We start from the raw sequence: 14484 nt of genomic DNA on the forward strand, positions 1-14484 counted from the left end.
CTACGAACCCCGCCCGCGCCGCCGCCGGGTTGACATCCCCGACGTGCCATGGTTCATTAGTCAAGTAATGAACCCCATAACCGAGGCGCGCGCCATCTTCCTGCAGATCGCAGAGCAGATCGAGAACGACATCCTCTCGGGCGCGCACCCGGAAGAGACCCAGGTCCCCTCGACGAACGAGTTCGCCGCCTTCCACCGCATCAACCCGGCGACCGCCGCGAAGGGCGTGAACCTGCTCGTCGACCGCGGGATCCTCTACAAGAAGAGAGGGATCGGCATGTTCGTCGCCGAGGGCGCCCGCGCCCGCATCATGGCCACGCGCCGCGAGGACTTCCGGGAGCAGTACGTGCTCCCCTGCTGGCGGAAGCCGACAAGCTCGGCATCAGCCCGACCCAGATCGCCGACATGATCCGAGGAGACAAGTGACCGACGACACCATCGTCCAGGCAGCCGGGCTGACCCGCCGATTCGGCGACGTGCTCGCCGTGGACGACGCGAGCTTCGAACTGCAGGCCGACCGCATCTACGGCCTGCTCGGACGCAACGGGGCGGGCAAGACCACGCTCATGCACCTGCTGACGGGGCAGGACTTCCCGAGCGCCGGCGCGCTCGAGGTCTTCGGTCACGCGCCGGCCGAGAACGCGCACGTGCTGCAGCAGCTGTGCTTCATCAAGGAGAGCCAGCGCTACCCCGACGACTTCCGCGTCAAGCACGTGCTGCGAAGCGCCCCGTGGTTCTTCGAGAACTGGGATGCCGACTTCGCCGAGCAGCTCGTCGACGACTTCCAGCTGCCGCTGAACCGGCGCATCAAGAAGGTCTCGCGCGGGCAACTGAGCGCCGTCGGCGTGATCGTCGGCCTCGCGAGCCGTGCCCCGCTGACCTTCTTCGACGAGCCGTACCTCGGTCTCGATGCCGTCGCTCGGCAGACCTTCTACGACCGGCTGCTCGCCGACTACGCCGAGCATCCCCGCACGGTCGTGCTCTCGACGCACCTGATCGACGAGGTCGCCGACCTGCTCGAGCACGTCCTCGTGATCGACCGGGGGCGCATCATCCTCGACGAGGGCGCGGACGAGCTCCGCGAGAGCGCGACCACCCTCGTCGGAGCGCGCGCGACGGTCGACGCCTTCGTCGGGGCGCGCGACGTGCTGCACCGCGACGGGATCGGCGGCCTCACCTCGGTGACCGTGACCGGCCTGACGGCCCCGGAGCGCCGAGAGGCGACCGCGTCCGGCATCGAGCTCGCGCCGGTCTCGCTGCAGCAGCTCGTCGTCCACCTCACCCGCTCGTCCGAGAAGGAGTTCGCATGACCGCCGTCGCCCTCGCCCCCGTCCGCCGCCGCGGAGCGAGCCGCATCCGGAGCGTCGCCCGCCTGTACTTCACCAACCCGATGACGATCGCCGTGACGCCGTTCATCGTGCTGGCGACAATCTTCCTGCTCAACATCGCGGTCTGGGGGATCATCGTGGTCGCGGCGCCCGGCGATCCGGATGCCGCCGACGGATTCAGCTACTCCGGCGCCAGCGCGTGGATCTTCTTCTACATGGCCGTCGTCGCGATCCAGGCGATGAACAACACGTTCCGGCTCGCGCTCGGCTTCGGCGCCACCCGCCGCGACTTCTATCTCGGCTCGACCCTGGTCTTCCTGCTGATGTCGGTGATCTTCACGGCGGCCATCACGATCCTCGGCCTGCTCGAGAACGCCACGAACGGATGGGGGCTCGGCGGGCACATTTTCACCCCCGTCTACTTCGGCTCCGGCTGGGCGGTGCGGATCCCCGTGATCCTCTGCCTGTTCCTCTTCTTCACCTTCACGGGGTCGGCATTCGGGGCCGTGTTCGTGCGGTGGGGACGCAACGGGCTGCTGATCTTCGGCGGCATCCTGCTGACGATCGTCGTGCTCATCGGACTCGTCATCGCGCTCCTGGACGCCGGTGCGCAATTCGGCGCCTGGCTCGGGGCCAACGCGCCGTTCGGGCTCGCGCTGTGGAGCCTCGTGCCGAGTGCCGTGTTCTGGATCGCGGGGTTCCTGATCCTGCGCGGCGCCACACCGAAGAACTAGGCCGCCGCGCCGTCCGGACCCGAGCCGGCACCGGGTTCGGTGCCGGCTCCCGCGCGTTCGTGGTGACGACCCACGGTGTCGTCCAGCTCCTGGAAGACGGTCACCTGCATCCCGTCGGGCGCCTCGGCCCGCGCGTTGAGGAGTTCCACGGGGTGCGGGTGGGCGGGGCGACCGGCGTCGCACCCGCGGCCTCGAGGTCGATCGCCGCGGCCACGGCATCCGTCACCTCGAAGGCGATCCGCACTCTGCCCGGGAACGGATGGGCCACCGGCCGGCCGACCTCGACCCGGTCGATGAACTCGATCTGGGCAGGGTTGGCGAGCTCGAGAGTCGCCGTCTCGATCGGCAGGATCGCGACGCGCGCCCCGCCCTCGGCCTCGTAGGCGTCCGCTTCGGGCAGGCCCAGCGCCTGCCGGTAGAAGGCGACGGCGGCATCGACGTCGTCGACCTCCAGCACGAGCCGCAGCTGTCGGGTGGTCATGGCGCTCTCCTCGCGTCTATCGCTTGAGGCTCTTCTGCAGCATGTAGGTGCCGAGCCAGCGGTCGAACTTGAAGCCGACCCTGCCCATGTGGCCGACCTCCGTGAATCCGAAGCGCTTGTGCATCGCGATCGACGCCTCGGCGCCGCGGTCGGCGATGACCGCGATGACCTCCTTCATGCCGGCCGTCTTCGAGCGCGTCAGCAGCTCGGCGAACAGCGCCGTGCCGAGACCCTTGCCGGTGGCGGCGGCGCGCAGGTAGATCGAGTCCTCCACCGTGTAGCGGTAGGCCGCCTTCGCCTTCCACGGCGAGACGTACGCGTACCCGAGCACCTGACCGCTCGGCGACACCGCGACGATCCACGGATACCCGCCCTGCTGGCCGTGCCGGAACTTGTCGCGGAACTCCTTCAGGGTCAGGGCGTCCTCGTCGAACGTGACCGTCGAGTTGGCGACGTAGTGGTTGTAGATCTCGCGCATGTCGGGCACGTCGGCGGCGGTCGCCTCGCGGATCTCGAACGAGAACTCCGGCTCCGGCTCCGGGGCCGGGCGGAGGTGGCGCGGCAGCTCGCGGCGCGGGTTGTACTCCTCCTCCAGCATGGGTTCGAGCCTACGGGCCCAGCCCCCAGTCCACAGGTGCGGCACCCCCTGCACGAACAGCGCGTTGGCGCGACTGAACGGCCTCGAGCCGAAGAAGCCGTTCGACGCGGAGAGCGGGCTCGGGTGCGCGGAGGCGATCACCGGGGTGTCGCCGAGCAGCGGGCGCAGGGTGCCGGCATCCCGGCCCCACAGGATCGCCACGAGCGGGGTGCCGCGCGCGACGAGGGCGCGGATGGCGTGCTCGGTCACGGCCTCCCAGCCCTTGCCGCGATGCGAGCCGCTCGCCCCCGCCTGCACGGTGAGCGAGCGGTTCAGCAGCAGCACTCCCTGCCGCGACCACGCGCTCAGGTCGCCGTGCTCGGGGGTCGGGATGCCGAGATCGTCACGCAGCTCGCGGTAGATGTTCTGCAGGCTCCGCGGCACCGGTCGCACGTGCGGCTCGACCGCGAAGCTGAGCCCGATCGGGTGCCCGACCGTCGGATACGGATCCTGCCCGACGATGAGCACGCGCACGTCGTCGAACGGCTGCTCGAACGCACGCAGCACCCGCGACCCCTCCGGCAGGTACCGGCGGCCCGCCGCGGTCTCCGCCCGCAGGAAGTCGCCCATGCGCGCGATGTCGCCCGCGACCGGCTCGAGGGCGCGCGCCCATCCGGGGTCGACGAGCTCGGCGAGCGGTCGTGCCACGCTCAGGCCTCCAGGGTGCCGACGACGATCCCCGGCGCGTCGTCCAGCACGCGCCAGACGTTGCCCGACCCCGCGATCCGCAGGCCGTCGTCGTTGACCACCAGCACGGTGCCCTCGTCGATCGCGACGCCGCCCTCGACGAGCCCCGCCTCCGTGGCCGCGACCAGCCGGGAGAGCGTGCCCCACTGCGCGGCGTGCACGTCGACCGCGAGGTCCACGAGCCCGATGCCCTCGGCGACGGTGACCTCGTCGAGGTCCTCCGCGGTCTCGGCCGGGCAGACCGGCACGCCGTCGAGGCGCCAGCCGCCCACGATGGCCCGGTCGGCCGCGATCATGGCGCCGGCCGAGTAGCCGAGGTAGGGCAGCCCGTCCGCCACCAGCAGCCGGATCTCGTCGATGAGCGGCTGCACCGCCGCGAGGTACGCAGGGGTCAGTCCGCCGCCCACCACCAGCCCGTCGATGTCGGAGAGCACCGAGCTGGCGAACGTCTCGCCCTCCGTCACGATCGACACGATCGGCTGCGCGGAGGCGACCCGCTCGAACACGGCGGCGAACCCGACCGCGGCGTCCTCCTCCTCCGGGTCGAGCTCGGCGGGGTTCACGATCAGCAGCCCGAGCCGCGGGACCATCCGGCCCGACCCGGCGGCGCGCGCCGCCGCCTCCGCCACGAACTCGGCGAGCACGTCGCCGAACGTCTCCGCGCGCCAACCGCCGCCGACCAGGTGGATGCTCACCCGGTCATCCTCTCGCGAGCAGGAGGTCGAGGGCCGACGCGAGCCCGGCGAGCGCGGCGATGTGACCGGCGTCGTCGATCCAGCGCACCTCGGCGTGCGGCAGGCGGCGTGCCAGCAGCTCCGCGTGCGCGGGCGGGATGACGCGGTCGCGCCGGCCCTGGACGAGCACGACGGGCGCGACGACCGCCTCGAGCTCGATGCCCCACGGCCGCACGAACGCGACGTCGTCGTCGACCTGGCCGACCGGTCCGAACGCCGGCGCCCGCTCGCCCAAGTCCTCGCCGAGCCCCGCCCACTCCCCGCGAGGGCGGCCCAGTCGGTGTCGACGAAGCTGCCGGGATCGAACTGCTCGGTCTCGGCGTGCGCGAGGCGGGCCGCGCGGCCGCGGACCGCGGCGCGCAGGCCTGAATCGTCGGCCATGCCGTCCCACCAGGCGGGCGTGTCCTCGAAGGGGGCGACGCACGCGACCACCGCCACCCCCGCGACCCGCTCGGGCGCGAGCGCGGCGACGGCGAGCGCGTGCGGACCGCCGCCCGAGCCGCCGAGCTGCAGCATCCGGTCGATGCCGAGCGCGTCGGCCACCGCGATCGCGTCGCGCGCGGCGTCGACGACCCGGCGGCCGGGCAGCGGATCGGCGCCGCCGTATCCGGGGCGGGTGAGGGCGATCATCCGGAGCCCGCGGTCGCGCGCGATCGTCAGGAGCGGCTCGTAGAGCGCGCCGGTGTGCGGCGACTCGTGGTGCCAGACCAGAACCGGGTCGCCGCCCCCGAGCCGGTCGCGACCGGCCCGGTGTCGTCGACCAGCACCGTGCGTGCGTCAGGGACGGCGACGCGCCGCAGCGGCCGGGCGGAGTCGACCTCGTCGTCGGGAGCCATGGGTCTAGTCTCCCCTCATGTCCGGCACCCCCGCGCAGCGCAGCACGGTCGGCGCGATCACCTTCCGGCTCGTCGGGTTCCTCTTCCTCGTCGAGCTGACCAGTGGCATCCTGCAGGGCTACTACGTGCCGCTCGTGACGCAGATCGCCGGCTCGCTGCACGTGACGACCGCCGACTACAACTGGACCGAGGCGGCGCAGCTGCTGGTCTCCGCCCTCGTCGTGCCCGTGCTCGCCAAGCTCGGCGACATGGTCGGCCACAAGAAGATCCTGCTGGTCTCGACGGCGGTCACGGCGCTCGCCAGCTGGGCGCTCGTGGCGAACGGAGGCTCGTTCGCGATCTTCCTCATCGCGTTCGCGGTGCAGGGCTTCTACGTCGTCTGGCTGCCGCTCGAGGTCGCCCTCATCTTCGACCGCGGGCGGCGCACCGGCACGGGCCCGTCGCAGACCCGTCGCGCGGCGGGCTTCCTCGTCGTCGCACTCGAGGCCGGGGCGATCATCGGCGCGCTCGCCTCGAGCAAGGTGTTCGCGGCGACCGGGCACTCCGTGCCGCTGACGCTCATCGTGCCGGCGGCGTGCGTGACGCTCGTCTTCGTCGCGATCCTGTTCGGCGTTCCCGAGTCGGAGCCCGTGCCGGGCCGCACGCTCGACGTGGGCGGGTTCGTCATCCTGACCCTCGCGCTGCTGTTCATCACGGGCGGGCTCACGTTCCTGCGGCTCAACGGGCCGGCGAGCTGGACGGTGTGGGTGCCGATCGCCGTCGGGCTGGCGCTGTTCCTGCCGTTCGGGCGGTGGGAGCTGCGGCACCGGGACCCCGCGATCGACCTGCGCGTGCTCAAGCAGCCGAATATGTGGCCGGTGCAGCTGACCGCGGGGCTGTTCGGGATCAGCGTGCTGGGCGCGCAGATCCCGCTGTCGGCGTTCGCCGCGGCTTCGCCCGCGAAGGTCGGCTACGGCCTCGGCCACGATCCGGATGTCGTGTCGTACCTCATCGGCGTCTATCTCGTCTCGCTCATCGTCGGCGCCGTGCTCTTCCCCGTGTTCTCCCGGATCGTGAGCCCGCGCGCCGCGCTCATCGTCGCGGCGTTCCTGGTCGCGATCGGGTACCTGCTGTTCCTGCCGATGCACGACGAGCTGTGGCAGGTGATCACGAACATGGTGGTCGCCGGCATCGGGTCGGGGGCGCTCGTCGCCTCGCTGCCGGCCGCCGCCGCGGCCGCCGCCCCGCGTGGGCAGTCCGGCATCGCCACCGGCCTCACCAACACGACGAAGACGGTCGGCGGCGCGTTCGCCTCCGCGGTGTTCGGGGTCATCCTGCACGCCGGGTTGTCGGGCGACGTGTCGAGCGGAACGGGGCTCGGCAGCTACATGGCGGTGTGGACGATCTGCGGGGTCGGCGCGCTGGTCGCCGCGGCGCTGCTGTTCGTGGTGCCGCGCCTCGCGTTCGCGGACCCCGAGGGCGTCTCGGCCCCGGAGGTCGCCGCCGAGGCGGTGGCGGCCCCGCGCGACTGACCCGGCCCGCGCGACGCACTCGGCCGCGCGCGACCGACCCGGCCCGCCAGGCCGCGAGCGCCCACGTCCGCATCATGCGGGCGCCGAACACCGTGCCGGCGTGATGCGAACGTCGGCGCTCGATGCGCGTCGCTCACCAGGTGCGGTGCACGCTCGCCTTCGGGCCGGCGACGAGCGAACGCGGCGGCACGTCGGAGGCGACGACCGCGCCGGCCGCGACCACGGCATCCCGGCCGATGCGCACGCCGGGAAGGATCGTGGCGCCCGCGCCGATCCAGACGTTCTCCTCGACCTCGATCGGGGCGCCGGTCAGCCAGTCCCGCCGATCCCCCGGGTCGACCGGGTGGCTGACCGTGATGAACGTCGCCTTCGGCCCGACCATCGTGCCCGCACCGAGCCGGATGCCGGCGTAGTCCAGGAACGTGCAGCCCTGGTTGACGAACACGCGCTCCGCGAGTTCGAGCCGCAGGCCGTGATCGGTGAAGAACGGCGGATAGATCGTGACCCGCGGCGGCAACGGGCGCCCGAGGATCTGCTCGAGCAGCTCGCCCTTGCCGGCCTCGTCGTCGAACGGCAGCACGTTCAGCCGCGACGTCAGGGCCGTGACCTCGAGCACCCGCCGGCTCATCGCGAGGAACTCGTCGCTCAGCGGCCGTGGATCGTCGGGCCCCGACTCGTCGTGGATGCGGAGGATCCGCCCCAGCGCCATCTCAGCCCTTCGGCACGAGCGGCGCCTTGATGACCTTGTACGGCGCCGCCTGCGCCACCGGCTTCACGATGATCTCGTCGAGGTTGACGTGGGCCGGCAGCTCGAGCGCGTGCACGATCACCTCCGCGATGTCGGCGGCGACGAGCGGGTTATCGACCCCGTCGTACACGCCGTCGGCACGGCGGCGGTCGCCCTTGAACCGCACGAGCGAGAAGTCGGTCTTGACCATGCCGGGCGCCACCTCGACGACCCGGATCGGCTCCCCCGCCAGCTCGAGCCGCAGCACCCGCATGAGCGCGTGCTGCGCGAACTTCGCCGCGTTGTAGCCGGCGCCGCCCTCGTACCCGATCGTGCCCGCGATCGAGGTGACGGCCAGGATGTCGGCGTGGCCGGGACGCCCGTCCTCGCCCGGTTCGCGCGCGGCCGCGCGGAGCGCCGGCAGCAGCGCCGCGATCATCCGCTGGGTTCCGAGCACGTTGGACTCGTACATCGCCCGCCAGTCGTCGACGTCCGCGTTCTCGACCGAGTCGAGGCCGAGCGCGCCCCGGCGTTGTTGACGAGCGCGTCGAGCCGTCCGCCGACGGCGGCGCGCACGGCATCCACCCCCGCCGGATCGGTCACGTCGGCGACCACCGGACGCAGGCCGATCTCGTCGGCCAGAGCGGCGAGCCGGTCGGCGCGACGCGCGACGCCGATCACCTCCCACCCGTGGGCGGCGAGAAGTCTGGACGTAGCCTCCCCGATTCCCGAGCTGGCTCCCGTGACGACGACCGATCGAGGCATGGCCTCTACGTTAGGGGGATGACCGACGCGGCCCCGGCCATCGAGCGTCCGGCTGCCCGCAGCACGCCCCGCGCCAAGGTGCGCGTGCCGTTCTGGGACAACGCGCGCTTCGTCACGGTCGCGCTCGTCGTCATGGGGCACGCCATCCAGCGCCAGACCTCCGACTCCGATGCGGCACTCGCGCTGTACCTGTTCGTGTACGCGTTCCACATGCCGGCGTTCGCGATCATCAGCGGCTACTTCTCGAAGGCATCGCCGCCCTCCTCACGCCAGATCCTCAAGATCCTGAGCGACATCGTCGTGCCCTACGTGATCTTCCAGTCGATCTGGAGCGCCGTGCAGTGGATCGTCGAGGGCAACACGAACGTCGATCTCGCGCAGCCGCACTGGACGCTGTGGTTCCTGCTCTCGCTCGCGGTGTTCCGGATCCTGATGCCCTATCTCGTGCTGCTGCGCTTCCCGCTCGCGTGGGCGGTGATCCTCTCGGTCGCGGTGGGCTACTCCCCCGGCGTCGACTCGACGTTCTCGCTCGCGCGGACGGTCGGCATCCTGCCCTTCTTCGTGCTCGGCTGGCAGCTGCGGCAGTGGAAGGTCGCGGACTGGTGGATGCGGCTGCGGGTGGGCGTCTGGCCGATCCGGCTCGCCGCGCTGGCCGTCTTCGCGACCTGGGCGGCGGCCGTGATCGTCAACCTCGTGCCGTTCCGCAACCTCAGCGTGCACTGGTTCTTCTACGACGACTCCTACCAGGGGCTCGACGCGCAGCAGTGGTGGGCCGGCTTCGTGCGGCTCGGGCTGCTCGCGCTCACCACGATCCTGTGCGCCGCGTTCTTCGCTCTGATCCCGCGGCGCCAGACGTTCTGGACCTCGTTCGGCCAGGCGACGATGTACGTCTACCTGCTGCACTCGTTCGTGCTCTACCCGATCCGCGAGTCGGGAGTGCTCAAGGACGACCACGCGTCGGCGACCTGGTTGCTCACGATGGTCTTCGCCTCGATCGCCCTCGCGATCGCGTTGTCGAGCCCCTGATCCGCCGGGTCTTCCGCCCGCTCGTCGAGCCCAAGCCGCACTGGCTGTTCATCAAGCTCGACGAGCCGGCGGGACCCTCCCGGGTCGATCCGATGGGGTCCCGCCGCCCCCGCTAGCCGCCTACTCGTACCCGCGCGAGACCCGCCTGGGCAGCACGAACACCAGGGCGAAGGCCACGACCGCGAACACGGCGCTCGTGAACAGGGCCCACGCCGCGCCCGTGCCGAACGCGTGGGCGACGTTGTGCTCGGCGATCGCCTTGAGCGCGGCCTTGAACGCGTCGGTGCCGGGGCCGTACTTGTGCACCGCGGCCTGCACCTGGTCGGCGGTCGGGCCGAGCGCCTTCTTGCCCGGGATGTTGCCGAACAGCACCGATCCGATGATCGCGATGCCGATCGCGGCCCCGATCCGCTGGGCGGTGCCGATGACCCCGGATGCCGCCCCGGCCTCCGGGCGATCCACGGTCGCGACGATGAACTGCGCGTTCGGGGCGATGAACAGGCCGGAGCCGAAGCCCGCGACCAGCAACGGTGCGAGCAGGTCCCAGTTGGTGATGTCCGCTGCGGGCACCCGCCACACGACGAGCCAGGTCGCGATGAGGCCGAGACTGACGAGCGCCGTCCCGATGATCAGCACGGTGCGGCCGAGCCGGGCGGCCAGACGGTTCGACTGCGCGGCGCCGACGATGCTGCCGATCGCGAACGGGATCGAGACGAACCCCGACTCGAGCGCGGTGTGGCCGAGACCCGCCTGCCAGAACAGCGAGATCGTGAAGAAGATGCTCGTGAACGCGGCGAAGTAGACCAGGGCGAGGAGGACGCCCCCGAGAACGCCGGATGCGAGAACAGGTGCGGCGGCACGAGCGGTGTCGTGCGCTTGCGACGCGCGACGCCGACCTCCCAGAGCGCGAACAGCACGAGGAGCACGACGCCGCCGGCGAGCGAGAGCCACGTCCAGAGCGGCCAGCCCTGATCCTGCCCCTGGATGAGCGGCACGAGGAGTGCCGTGAGCGCGCCGGCCACGAGCACGAAGCCGACGAGGTCGATGCCGCGGGCCTCCCGGCCCTCGGCGCCGGATGGCAGCAGGAAGAGCGCCGCGACCAGCGCGATGACGCCGAAGGGCAGGTTGACGAAGAAGATCGAGCGCCATCCGGTCTCGTCGCCGAGCCACTGGATCAGCAGGCCTCCGACGATCGGGCCGAGCGCACTGGACACCCCGATGACGGCTCCCATGATGGCGAAGGCACGCCCGCGGACGCGGCCGGGGAACATGAGCTGGATGAGCGCCGTGACCGGCGGGAAGAAGATGCCGCCGGCCAGGCCCTGCACCACGCGGGCCGTGATGAGCTCGCCGGAGGTCTGCGAGACGCCGGCGCCGAAGCTGGCGATCGTGAACAGGGCGATGCCGACGATGAACACGCCCTTGTGCCCGAAGCGGTCGCCGATGCGGCCGGCCGGGATGAGGGCGAGGCCGTAGGCGAGCGCGTAGCCCGACACGATCCACGAGAGGGTGGCCTCGTCGGCGTGGATGCTGGTGCGGATGACCGGCAGCGCGACATTGACGATGGTGGTGTCGAGCAGGGCCATCGAGGTGCCGAGCAGCACCACGGCGAAGGCGAGCCAGGTGCGCCGGCTGACGGCGGGTGCCTGGGGAGGGGCGGTCTGGGTCACGGGTGTTCCTCTCGGGACGAGCGGTCCTGGATGATCTCGGGCAGGTGGTCGATGGTGTCGCGCAGCCACTCGATGTCGGCGACGATGCGGGCCCGGCGGTGCCGCATCGCGTACTGCTCCGCGAGGTTGAGGTACTGCGAGATCGTGTCGAGGTGGGCCCGCTCGTCGGCCTCGAGAGCGACGAGCTTGGCGAGGCGGGCGTCGAGCAGCGAGCGCAGGTTGCCGAGCTTGTCGCCGGTCACGCGCGTGAAGGCCAGGTCGAACGGATCCGGGCGGAAGACGATCTCGCGCAGCGTGCCGATCAGCTGCGCGCCGAGCGAGATGCGCCCCTGCTCGGTGATCCGCCAGACCTGCCGCTCCGGGTATGCGCCCTCCCGCTCCGTCCGCACCGCCTCGATGAGCCCCTCCGCGGCGAGCCGCTTCAGCGCGCCGTAGAGACCGCCGACGGAGATGTCGGTCCACATGTCGATGTGCTCCTCCTCGGCGAGGAGACGCAGCTGGTGTCCATGCATCTCGCCGCGCTCGGAGAGCGCGCCGAGGATGAAGAGGCGGATGGATGACACGCGACTACTCTCGCGAAAGTAGTCGCGTGCTGTCAAGCGCGGAGACCGGGTCTGTGACGTCGTGTGTCGGGCTCGATTGCCCGTCCCGACCGGGCTGTTTACATTGGCACCCGAGACCCGAGGAGAGGACATCATGGCCGACGACTGGAAGTTCGAGACCAAGCAGATTCACTCCGGTGCTGCACCGGACCCCGTGACCAACGCGCGCGCGACGCCCATCTACAAGACCACCGCGTACGTCTTCAACAGCGCCGAGCACGCCAAGAACCTGTTCGCGCTCGCCGAGTTCGGCAACATCTACTCGCGCATCATGAACCCGACCAACGACGTCGCCGAGCAGCGCATCGCCGCGCTCGAGGGCGGCACCGCGGCGCTCACCACGGCATCCGGCTCGTCGGCGATCACCTACGCGGTGCTCAACATCGCCCAGTCCGGCGACCACATCGTCTCGTCGAGCTCGATCTACGGCGGCACGTACAACCTGTTCAAGTACACGCTGCACAAGCTCGGCATCGAGGTCACCTTCGTCGAGGACCAGGACGACGCAGAGGAGTGGCGGGCCGCGATCCGGCCCAACACCAAGCTGCTGTTCGCCGAGACCATCGGCAACCCGAAGATCAACATCCTCGACATCGAGAAGGTCGCGGAGGTCGCCCACGCGGCCGACCTGCCCCTCATCGTCGACAACACCATCGCGACGCCGTACCTGATCCGCCCGTTCGAGTTCGGCGCCGACATCGTGGTGCACTCGGCGACCAAGTTCCTGAGCGGTCACGGCACGGTCATCGCCGGCGCGATCGTCGACGGCGGCAAGTTCCCGTGGTCGGAGCATGTCGACAAGTTCCCCGGTCTCACCGAGCCCGACCCGTCGTACCACGGCGCGTCGTACACGACGGTGCTCGGCAATGGCATCGCCTACGTGATCAAGGCCCGCGTGCAGCTGCTGCGCGACACCGGTGCGGCGCTCTCGGCCGACAGCGCGTTCTCGCTCATCCAGGGCATCGAGACGCTGTCGCTGCGCATCGAGCGCCACGTGCAGAACACCCAGGCGATCGCGGAGTGGCTCGAGAACCACCCCGACGTGGCCTCGGTCAACTACTCGGGGCTGCCGTCGAGCCCGTGGTACGCGAGCGCCAACAAGTACGCCCCGAAGGGCGTCGGCGCGGTGCTCTCCTTCGAGCTCAAGGGCGGGGTGGATGCCGGCCGCGCCCTCGTCGAGAACGTCACGCTGTTCAGCCACCTGGCCAACATCGGCGACGTGCGCTCGCTGATCATCCACCCGGCGTCGACGACGCACTCGCAGCTCACCCCCGAGCAGCAGCTCACGACCGGCGTCACCCCCGGCCTCGTGCGCCTCTCGGTCGGGCTCGAGAACATCGACGACCTGAAGGCGGACCTCGAGGCGGGATTCGCTGCCGCACGCAGCGCGTCGGCCGCGAACGCCACGGCGTAACGCGTTCCCGCGAGCGGGTCGAGGAGCCGTAGGCGCTGCTCGGCCCGCTTCGTGCGTAATACCCGCGCCGCAGCCGGGAGAATGAGCACGTGGACTGGCAGACCCCGGAGGACGCGGTCCCGTCGGCGTTCGTCACCAACGCCGACCGGCGCGCGCTGTCCGCGCTGCCGCCGGCGACCGGCGCGTGGCGGATCGGCGACCCGGTGGGCGACCGGAGATTCGCCGACCTCGGCGAGGTCGCACTGGAACGCGGCGGCGCGGTCCCGTACGTGCAGCTCGCCTACGAGACCTGGGGGCAGTTGAACGCCGCCCGCGACAACGCGGTGCTCGTGCTGCACGCCCTCACCGGCGACAGCCACGTCGTGGGGCCGGCCGGCCCCGGCCACCCCACCGCCGGCTGGTGGTCGGGACTCGTGGGCGAGGGTCGCCCGCTCGACCCGGCCGACTGGTTCGTCGTCGCCCCCAACATGCTCGGCGGCTGCCAGGGGTCGACCGGTCCGGCCTCGATCGCTCCCGACGGCGAGGAGTGGGGCGCGCGGTTCCCGTACCTGACGATCCGGGATCAGGTTCAGGCGCAGCGGATGTTCGCCGACGTCCTCGGCATCGAGCGCTGGGCGCTCGTGATCGGCGGCTCGATGGGCGGGATGCAGGCCCTCGAGTGGGCGGTCGGGCATCCGGAGCGGGTCCAGCGGGTCGCGGTGCTCGCCGCTCCTCCCATCTCGAGCGCCGACCAGATCGCGCTCAACTCGGTGCAGAGCGAGGCGATCCGCATGGATCCGGGCTTCGACGGCGGCGCCTACTACGACGCCCCGGACGGCGCGGGACCGCACCGCGGACTGGGCCTCGCCCGCCGGATGGCGCTGTTGAACTACCGCTCCCCCACCGAGCTCAACGACCGGTTCGAGCGGTCGTGGCAGTCGGGGCTCAGCCCGCTCGGCGGCGGCGGCGTCTTCGCGGTGGAGAGCTACCTCGGATTCCACGGCAACAAGTTCACCCGGCGCTTCGACGCCAACAGCTACCTCTCGCTCGTCGACGCGATGAACTCCCACGACGTCGGCCGCGACCGCGGCGGCGTCGCCGCCGCCCTCTCGCGCGCCACGGCCCGGGCCCTCGTGCTCGGCATCGACAGCGATCGGCTGTTCCCCGTGCCGGGTCAGCAGGTCATCGCGCGGCACCTTCCGGGCAACATCGACGGTGATGCACCGGTCGTCATCTCGTCGCCGTACGGGCACGACGCCTTCCTCATCGAGGACGAACTCGTCGGCGCCGAACTGCGACGTCTGCTCGACGAGAGCTGAACACGCGCGGGCAGCCGCCCCGTTCGGGTGCCCG

15 protein-coding genes and 4 pseudogenes are annotated in these 14484 nt (G+C 71.2%); 7 read left to right on the plus strand and 12 right to left on the minus strand.

Going from position 1 to position 14484, the window contains the following annotated elements; all coding sequences use genetic code 11:
* Positions 1-67: 67 nt before the first annotated feature.
* From QQK35_RS02570 to QQK35_RS02580, 3 genes and pseudogenes are all read left to right on the plus strand, one after another.
* Positions 68-426, plus strand: a pseudogene (locus QQK35_RS02570) (GntR family transcriptional regulator).
* A complete protein-coding gene (locus QQK35_RS02575) occupies positions 423-1310 on the plus strand; it encodes an ABC transporter ATP-binding protein (RefSeq protein WP_284252636.1) in 888 nt (295 codons plus the stop codon). Before QQK35_RS02570 ends, QQK35_RS02575 begins: the two are co-directional and overlap by 4 nt.
* The gene (locus QQK35_RS02580) at positions 1307-2062 is read left to right on the plus strand and encodes an ABC transporter permease (RefSeq protein WP_284252638.1); all 756 of its coding nucleotides are present in this window, start codon (positions 1307-1309) and stop codon (positions 2060-2062) included. The genes QQK35_RS02575 and QQK35_RS02580 overlap by 4 nt, the downstream gene beginning before the upstream one ends.
* Positions 2063-2162: 100 nt before the next feature.
* Here the strand turns inward: QQK35_RS02580 and QQK35_RS02585 are convergent, their stop codons facing one another.
* The 7 genes and pseudogenes from QQK35_RS02585 to QQK35_RS02610 all read right to left on the minus strand — a co-directional run bounded on the left by QQK35_RS02585 (position 2163) and on the right by QQK35_RS02610 (position 5437).
* Positions 2163-2543, minus strand: coding sequence for a VOC family protein (locus QQK35_RS02585; RefSeq protein ID WP_284252640.1), 381 nt, complete (start codon positions 2541-2543; stop codon positions 2163-2165).
* Positions 2544-2559: 16 nt separating this feature from the next.
* Complete coding sequence (locus QQK35_RS02590; RefSeq protein WP_284252642.1) at positions 2560-3141, minus strand: GNAT family N-acetyltransferase; 582 nt, start codon at positions 3139-3141, stop codon at positions 2560-2562.
* Positions 3142-3151: 10 nt separating this feature from the next.
* Positions 3152-3828 (minus strand): annotated as a pseudogene (locus QQK35_RS02595) (uracil-DNA glycosylase).
* 2 nt (positions 3829-3830) lie between these two features.
* Complete coding sequence (locus tag QQK35_RS02600; RefSeq protein WP_284252644.1) at positions 3831-4562, minus strand: Type 1 glutamine amidotransferase-like domain-containing protein; 732 nt, start codon at positions 4560-4562, stop codon at positions 3831-3833.
* 4 nt (positions 4563-4566) lie between these two features.
* Positions 4567-4836: an alpha/beta fold hydrolase gene (locus QQK35_RS02605; RefSeq protein ID WP_284252646.1), complete on the minus strand. Its 270-nt coding sequence runs from the start codon at positions 4834-4836 to the stop codon at positions 4567-4569.
* A 206-nt stretch (positions 4837-5042) separates the two neighbouring features.
* Positions 5043-5231: pseudogene (locus tag QQK35_RS19565) on the minus strand (alpha/beta fold hydrolase); the annotation flags it as partial.
* A gap of 26 nt (positions 5232-5257) precedes the next feature.
* The gene (locus tag QQK35_RS02610; protein WP_284252648.1) at positions 5258-5437 is read right to left on the minus strand and encodes a hypothetical protein; all 180 of its coding nucleotides are present in this window, start codon (positions 5435-5437) and stop codon (positions 5258-5260) included.
* 17 nt (positions 5438-5454) lie between these two features.
* On the opposite strand from QQK35_RS02610, the gene QQK35_RS02615 reads away from it, so the two are divergent.
* Positions 5455-6948 carry an MFS transporter gene (locus QQK35_RS02615; protein ID WP_284252650.1) on the plus strand — a complete coding sequence of 498 codons (1494 nt, stop codon included), beginning with the start codon at positions 5455-5457 and terminating at the stop codon, positions 6946-6948.
* A 133-nt stretch (positions 6949-7081) separates the two neighbouring features.
* On the opposite strand, the gene QQK35_RS02620 is transcribed toward QQK35_RS02615, so the two are convergent.
* Together QQK35_RS02620 and QQK35_RS02625 are read right to left on the minus strand one after the other, a co-directional pair.
* Positions 7082-7657: a DapH/DapD/GlmU-related protein gene (locus tag QQK35_RS02620; protein WP_284252651.1), complete on the minus strand. Its 576-nt coding sequence runs from the start codon at positions 7655-7657 to the stop codon at positions 7082-7084.
* 1 nt (position 7658) lies between these two features.
* Positions 7659-8440: pseudogene (locus tag QQK35_RS02625) on the minus strand (SDR family oxidoreductase).
* 18 nt (positions 8441-8458) lie between these two features.
* On the opposite strand from QQK35_RS02625, the gene QQK35_RS02630 reads away from it, so the two are divergent.
* Positions 8459-9466 (plus strand): acyltransferase family protein, encoded by a 1008-nt coding sequence (locus QQK35_RS02630; RefSeq protein WP_284252654.1) that lies wholly within the window; start codon positions 8459-8461, stop codon positions 9464-9466.
* A 120-nt stretch (positions 9467-9586) separates the two neighbouring features.
* Here the strand turns inward: QQK35_RS02630 and QQK35_RS20190 are convergent, their stop codons facing one another.
* The 3 genes from QQK35_RS20190 to QQK35_RS02645 are packed head-to-tail and all read right to left on the minus strand — an operon-like array spanning position 9587 to position 11699.
* Positions 9587-10102 (minus strand): MFS transporter, encoded by a 516-nt coding sequence (locus QQK35_RS20190; RefSeq protein WP_431311791.1) that lies wholly within the window; start codon positions 10100-10102, stop codon positions 9587-9589.
* On the minus strand, positions 10096-11136 hold the full coding sequence (locus QQK35_RS20195; RefSeq protein ID WP_431311792.1) for an MFS transporter: 1041 nt from the start codon (positions 11134-11136) through the stop codon (positions 10096-10098). The genes QQK35_RS20190 and QQK35_RS20195 overlap by 7 nt, the downstream gene beginning before the upstream one ends.
* Entirely contained in the window at positions 11133-11699 is a 567-nt protein-coding gene (locus tag QQK35_RS02645; RefSeq protein ID WP_284252658.1) for a PadR family transcriptional regulator, read from the minus strand. Before QQK35_RS02645 ends, QQK35_RS20195 begins: the two co-directional genes overlap by 4 nt.
* A 133-nt stretch (positions 11700-11832) precedes the next feature.
* Between QQK35_RS02645 and QQK35_RS02650 the strand changes: the two genes are divergently transcribed.
* Positions 11833-13152 carry a bifunctional o-acetylhomoserine/o-acetylserine sulfhydrylase gene (locus QQK35_RS02650; protein WP_284252660.1) on the plus strand — a complete coding sequence of 440 codons (1320 nt, stop codon included), beginning with the start codon at positions 11833-11835 and terminating at the stop codon, positions 13150-13152.
* 89 nt (positions 13153-13241) lie between these two features.
* Positions 13242-14450, plus strand: a complete 1209-nt coding sequence (metX, locus tag QQK35_RS02655) for a homoserine O-acetyltransferase MetX (RefSeq protein WP_284252662.1) — start codon at positions 13242-13244, stop codon at positions 14448-14450.
* Positions 14451-14484 lie beyond the last annotated feature (34 nt).

This window comes from Pseudolysinimonas kribbensis, from assembly GCF_030161895.1.
GTDB lineage: Bacteria > Actinomycetota > Actinomycetes > Actinomycetales > Microbacteriaceae > Pseudolysinimonas > Pseudolysinimonas kribbensis.

Bases quoted from the DNA above. Each gene is read 5' to 3' on its own strand.
- QQK35_RS02580 (WP_284252638.1), top strand. From the start codon at position 1,307: ATGACCGCCGTCGCCCTCGCCCCCGTCCGCCGCCGCGGAGCGAGCCGC.
- QQK35_RS02585 (WP_284252640.1), bottom strand. From the start codon at position 2,543: ATGACCACCCGACAGCTGCGGCTCGTGCTGGAGGTCGACGACGTCGAT.
- QQK35_RS02590 (WP_284252642.1), bottom strand. From the start codon at position 3,141: ATGCTGGAGGAGGAGTACAACCCGCGCCGCGAGCTGCCGCGCCACCTC.
- QQK35_RS02610 (WP_284252648.1), bottom strand. From the start codon at position 5,437: ATGGCTCCCGACGACGAGGTCGACTCCGCCCGGCCGCTGCGGCGCGTC.
- QQK35_RS02615 (WP_284252650.1), top strand. From the start codon at position 5,455: ATGTCCGGCACCCCCGCGCAGCGCAGCACGGTCGGCGCGATCACCTTC.
- QQK35_RS02620 (WP_284252651.1), bottom strand. From the start codon at position 7,657: ATGGCGCTGGGGCGGATCCTCCGCATCCACGACGAGTCGGGGCCCGAC.
- QQK35_RS02630 (WP_284252654.1), top strand. From the start codon at position 8,459: ATGACCGACGCGGCCCCGGCCATCGAGCGTCCGGCTGCCCGCAGCACG.
- QQK35_RS02650 (WP_284252660.1), top strand. From the start codon at position 11,833: ATGGCCGACGACTGGAAGTTCGAGACCAAGCAGATTCACTCCGGTGCT.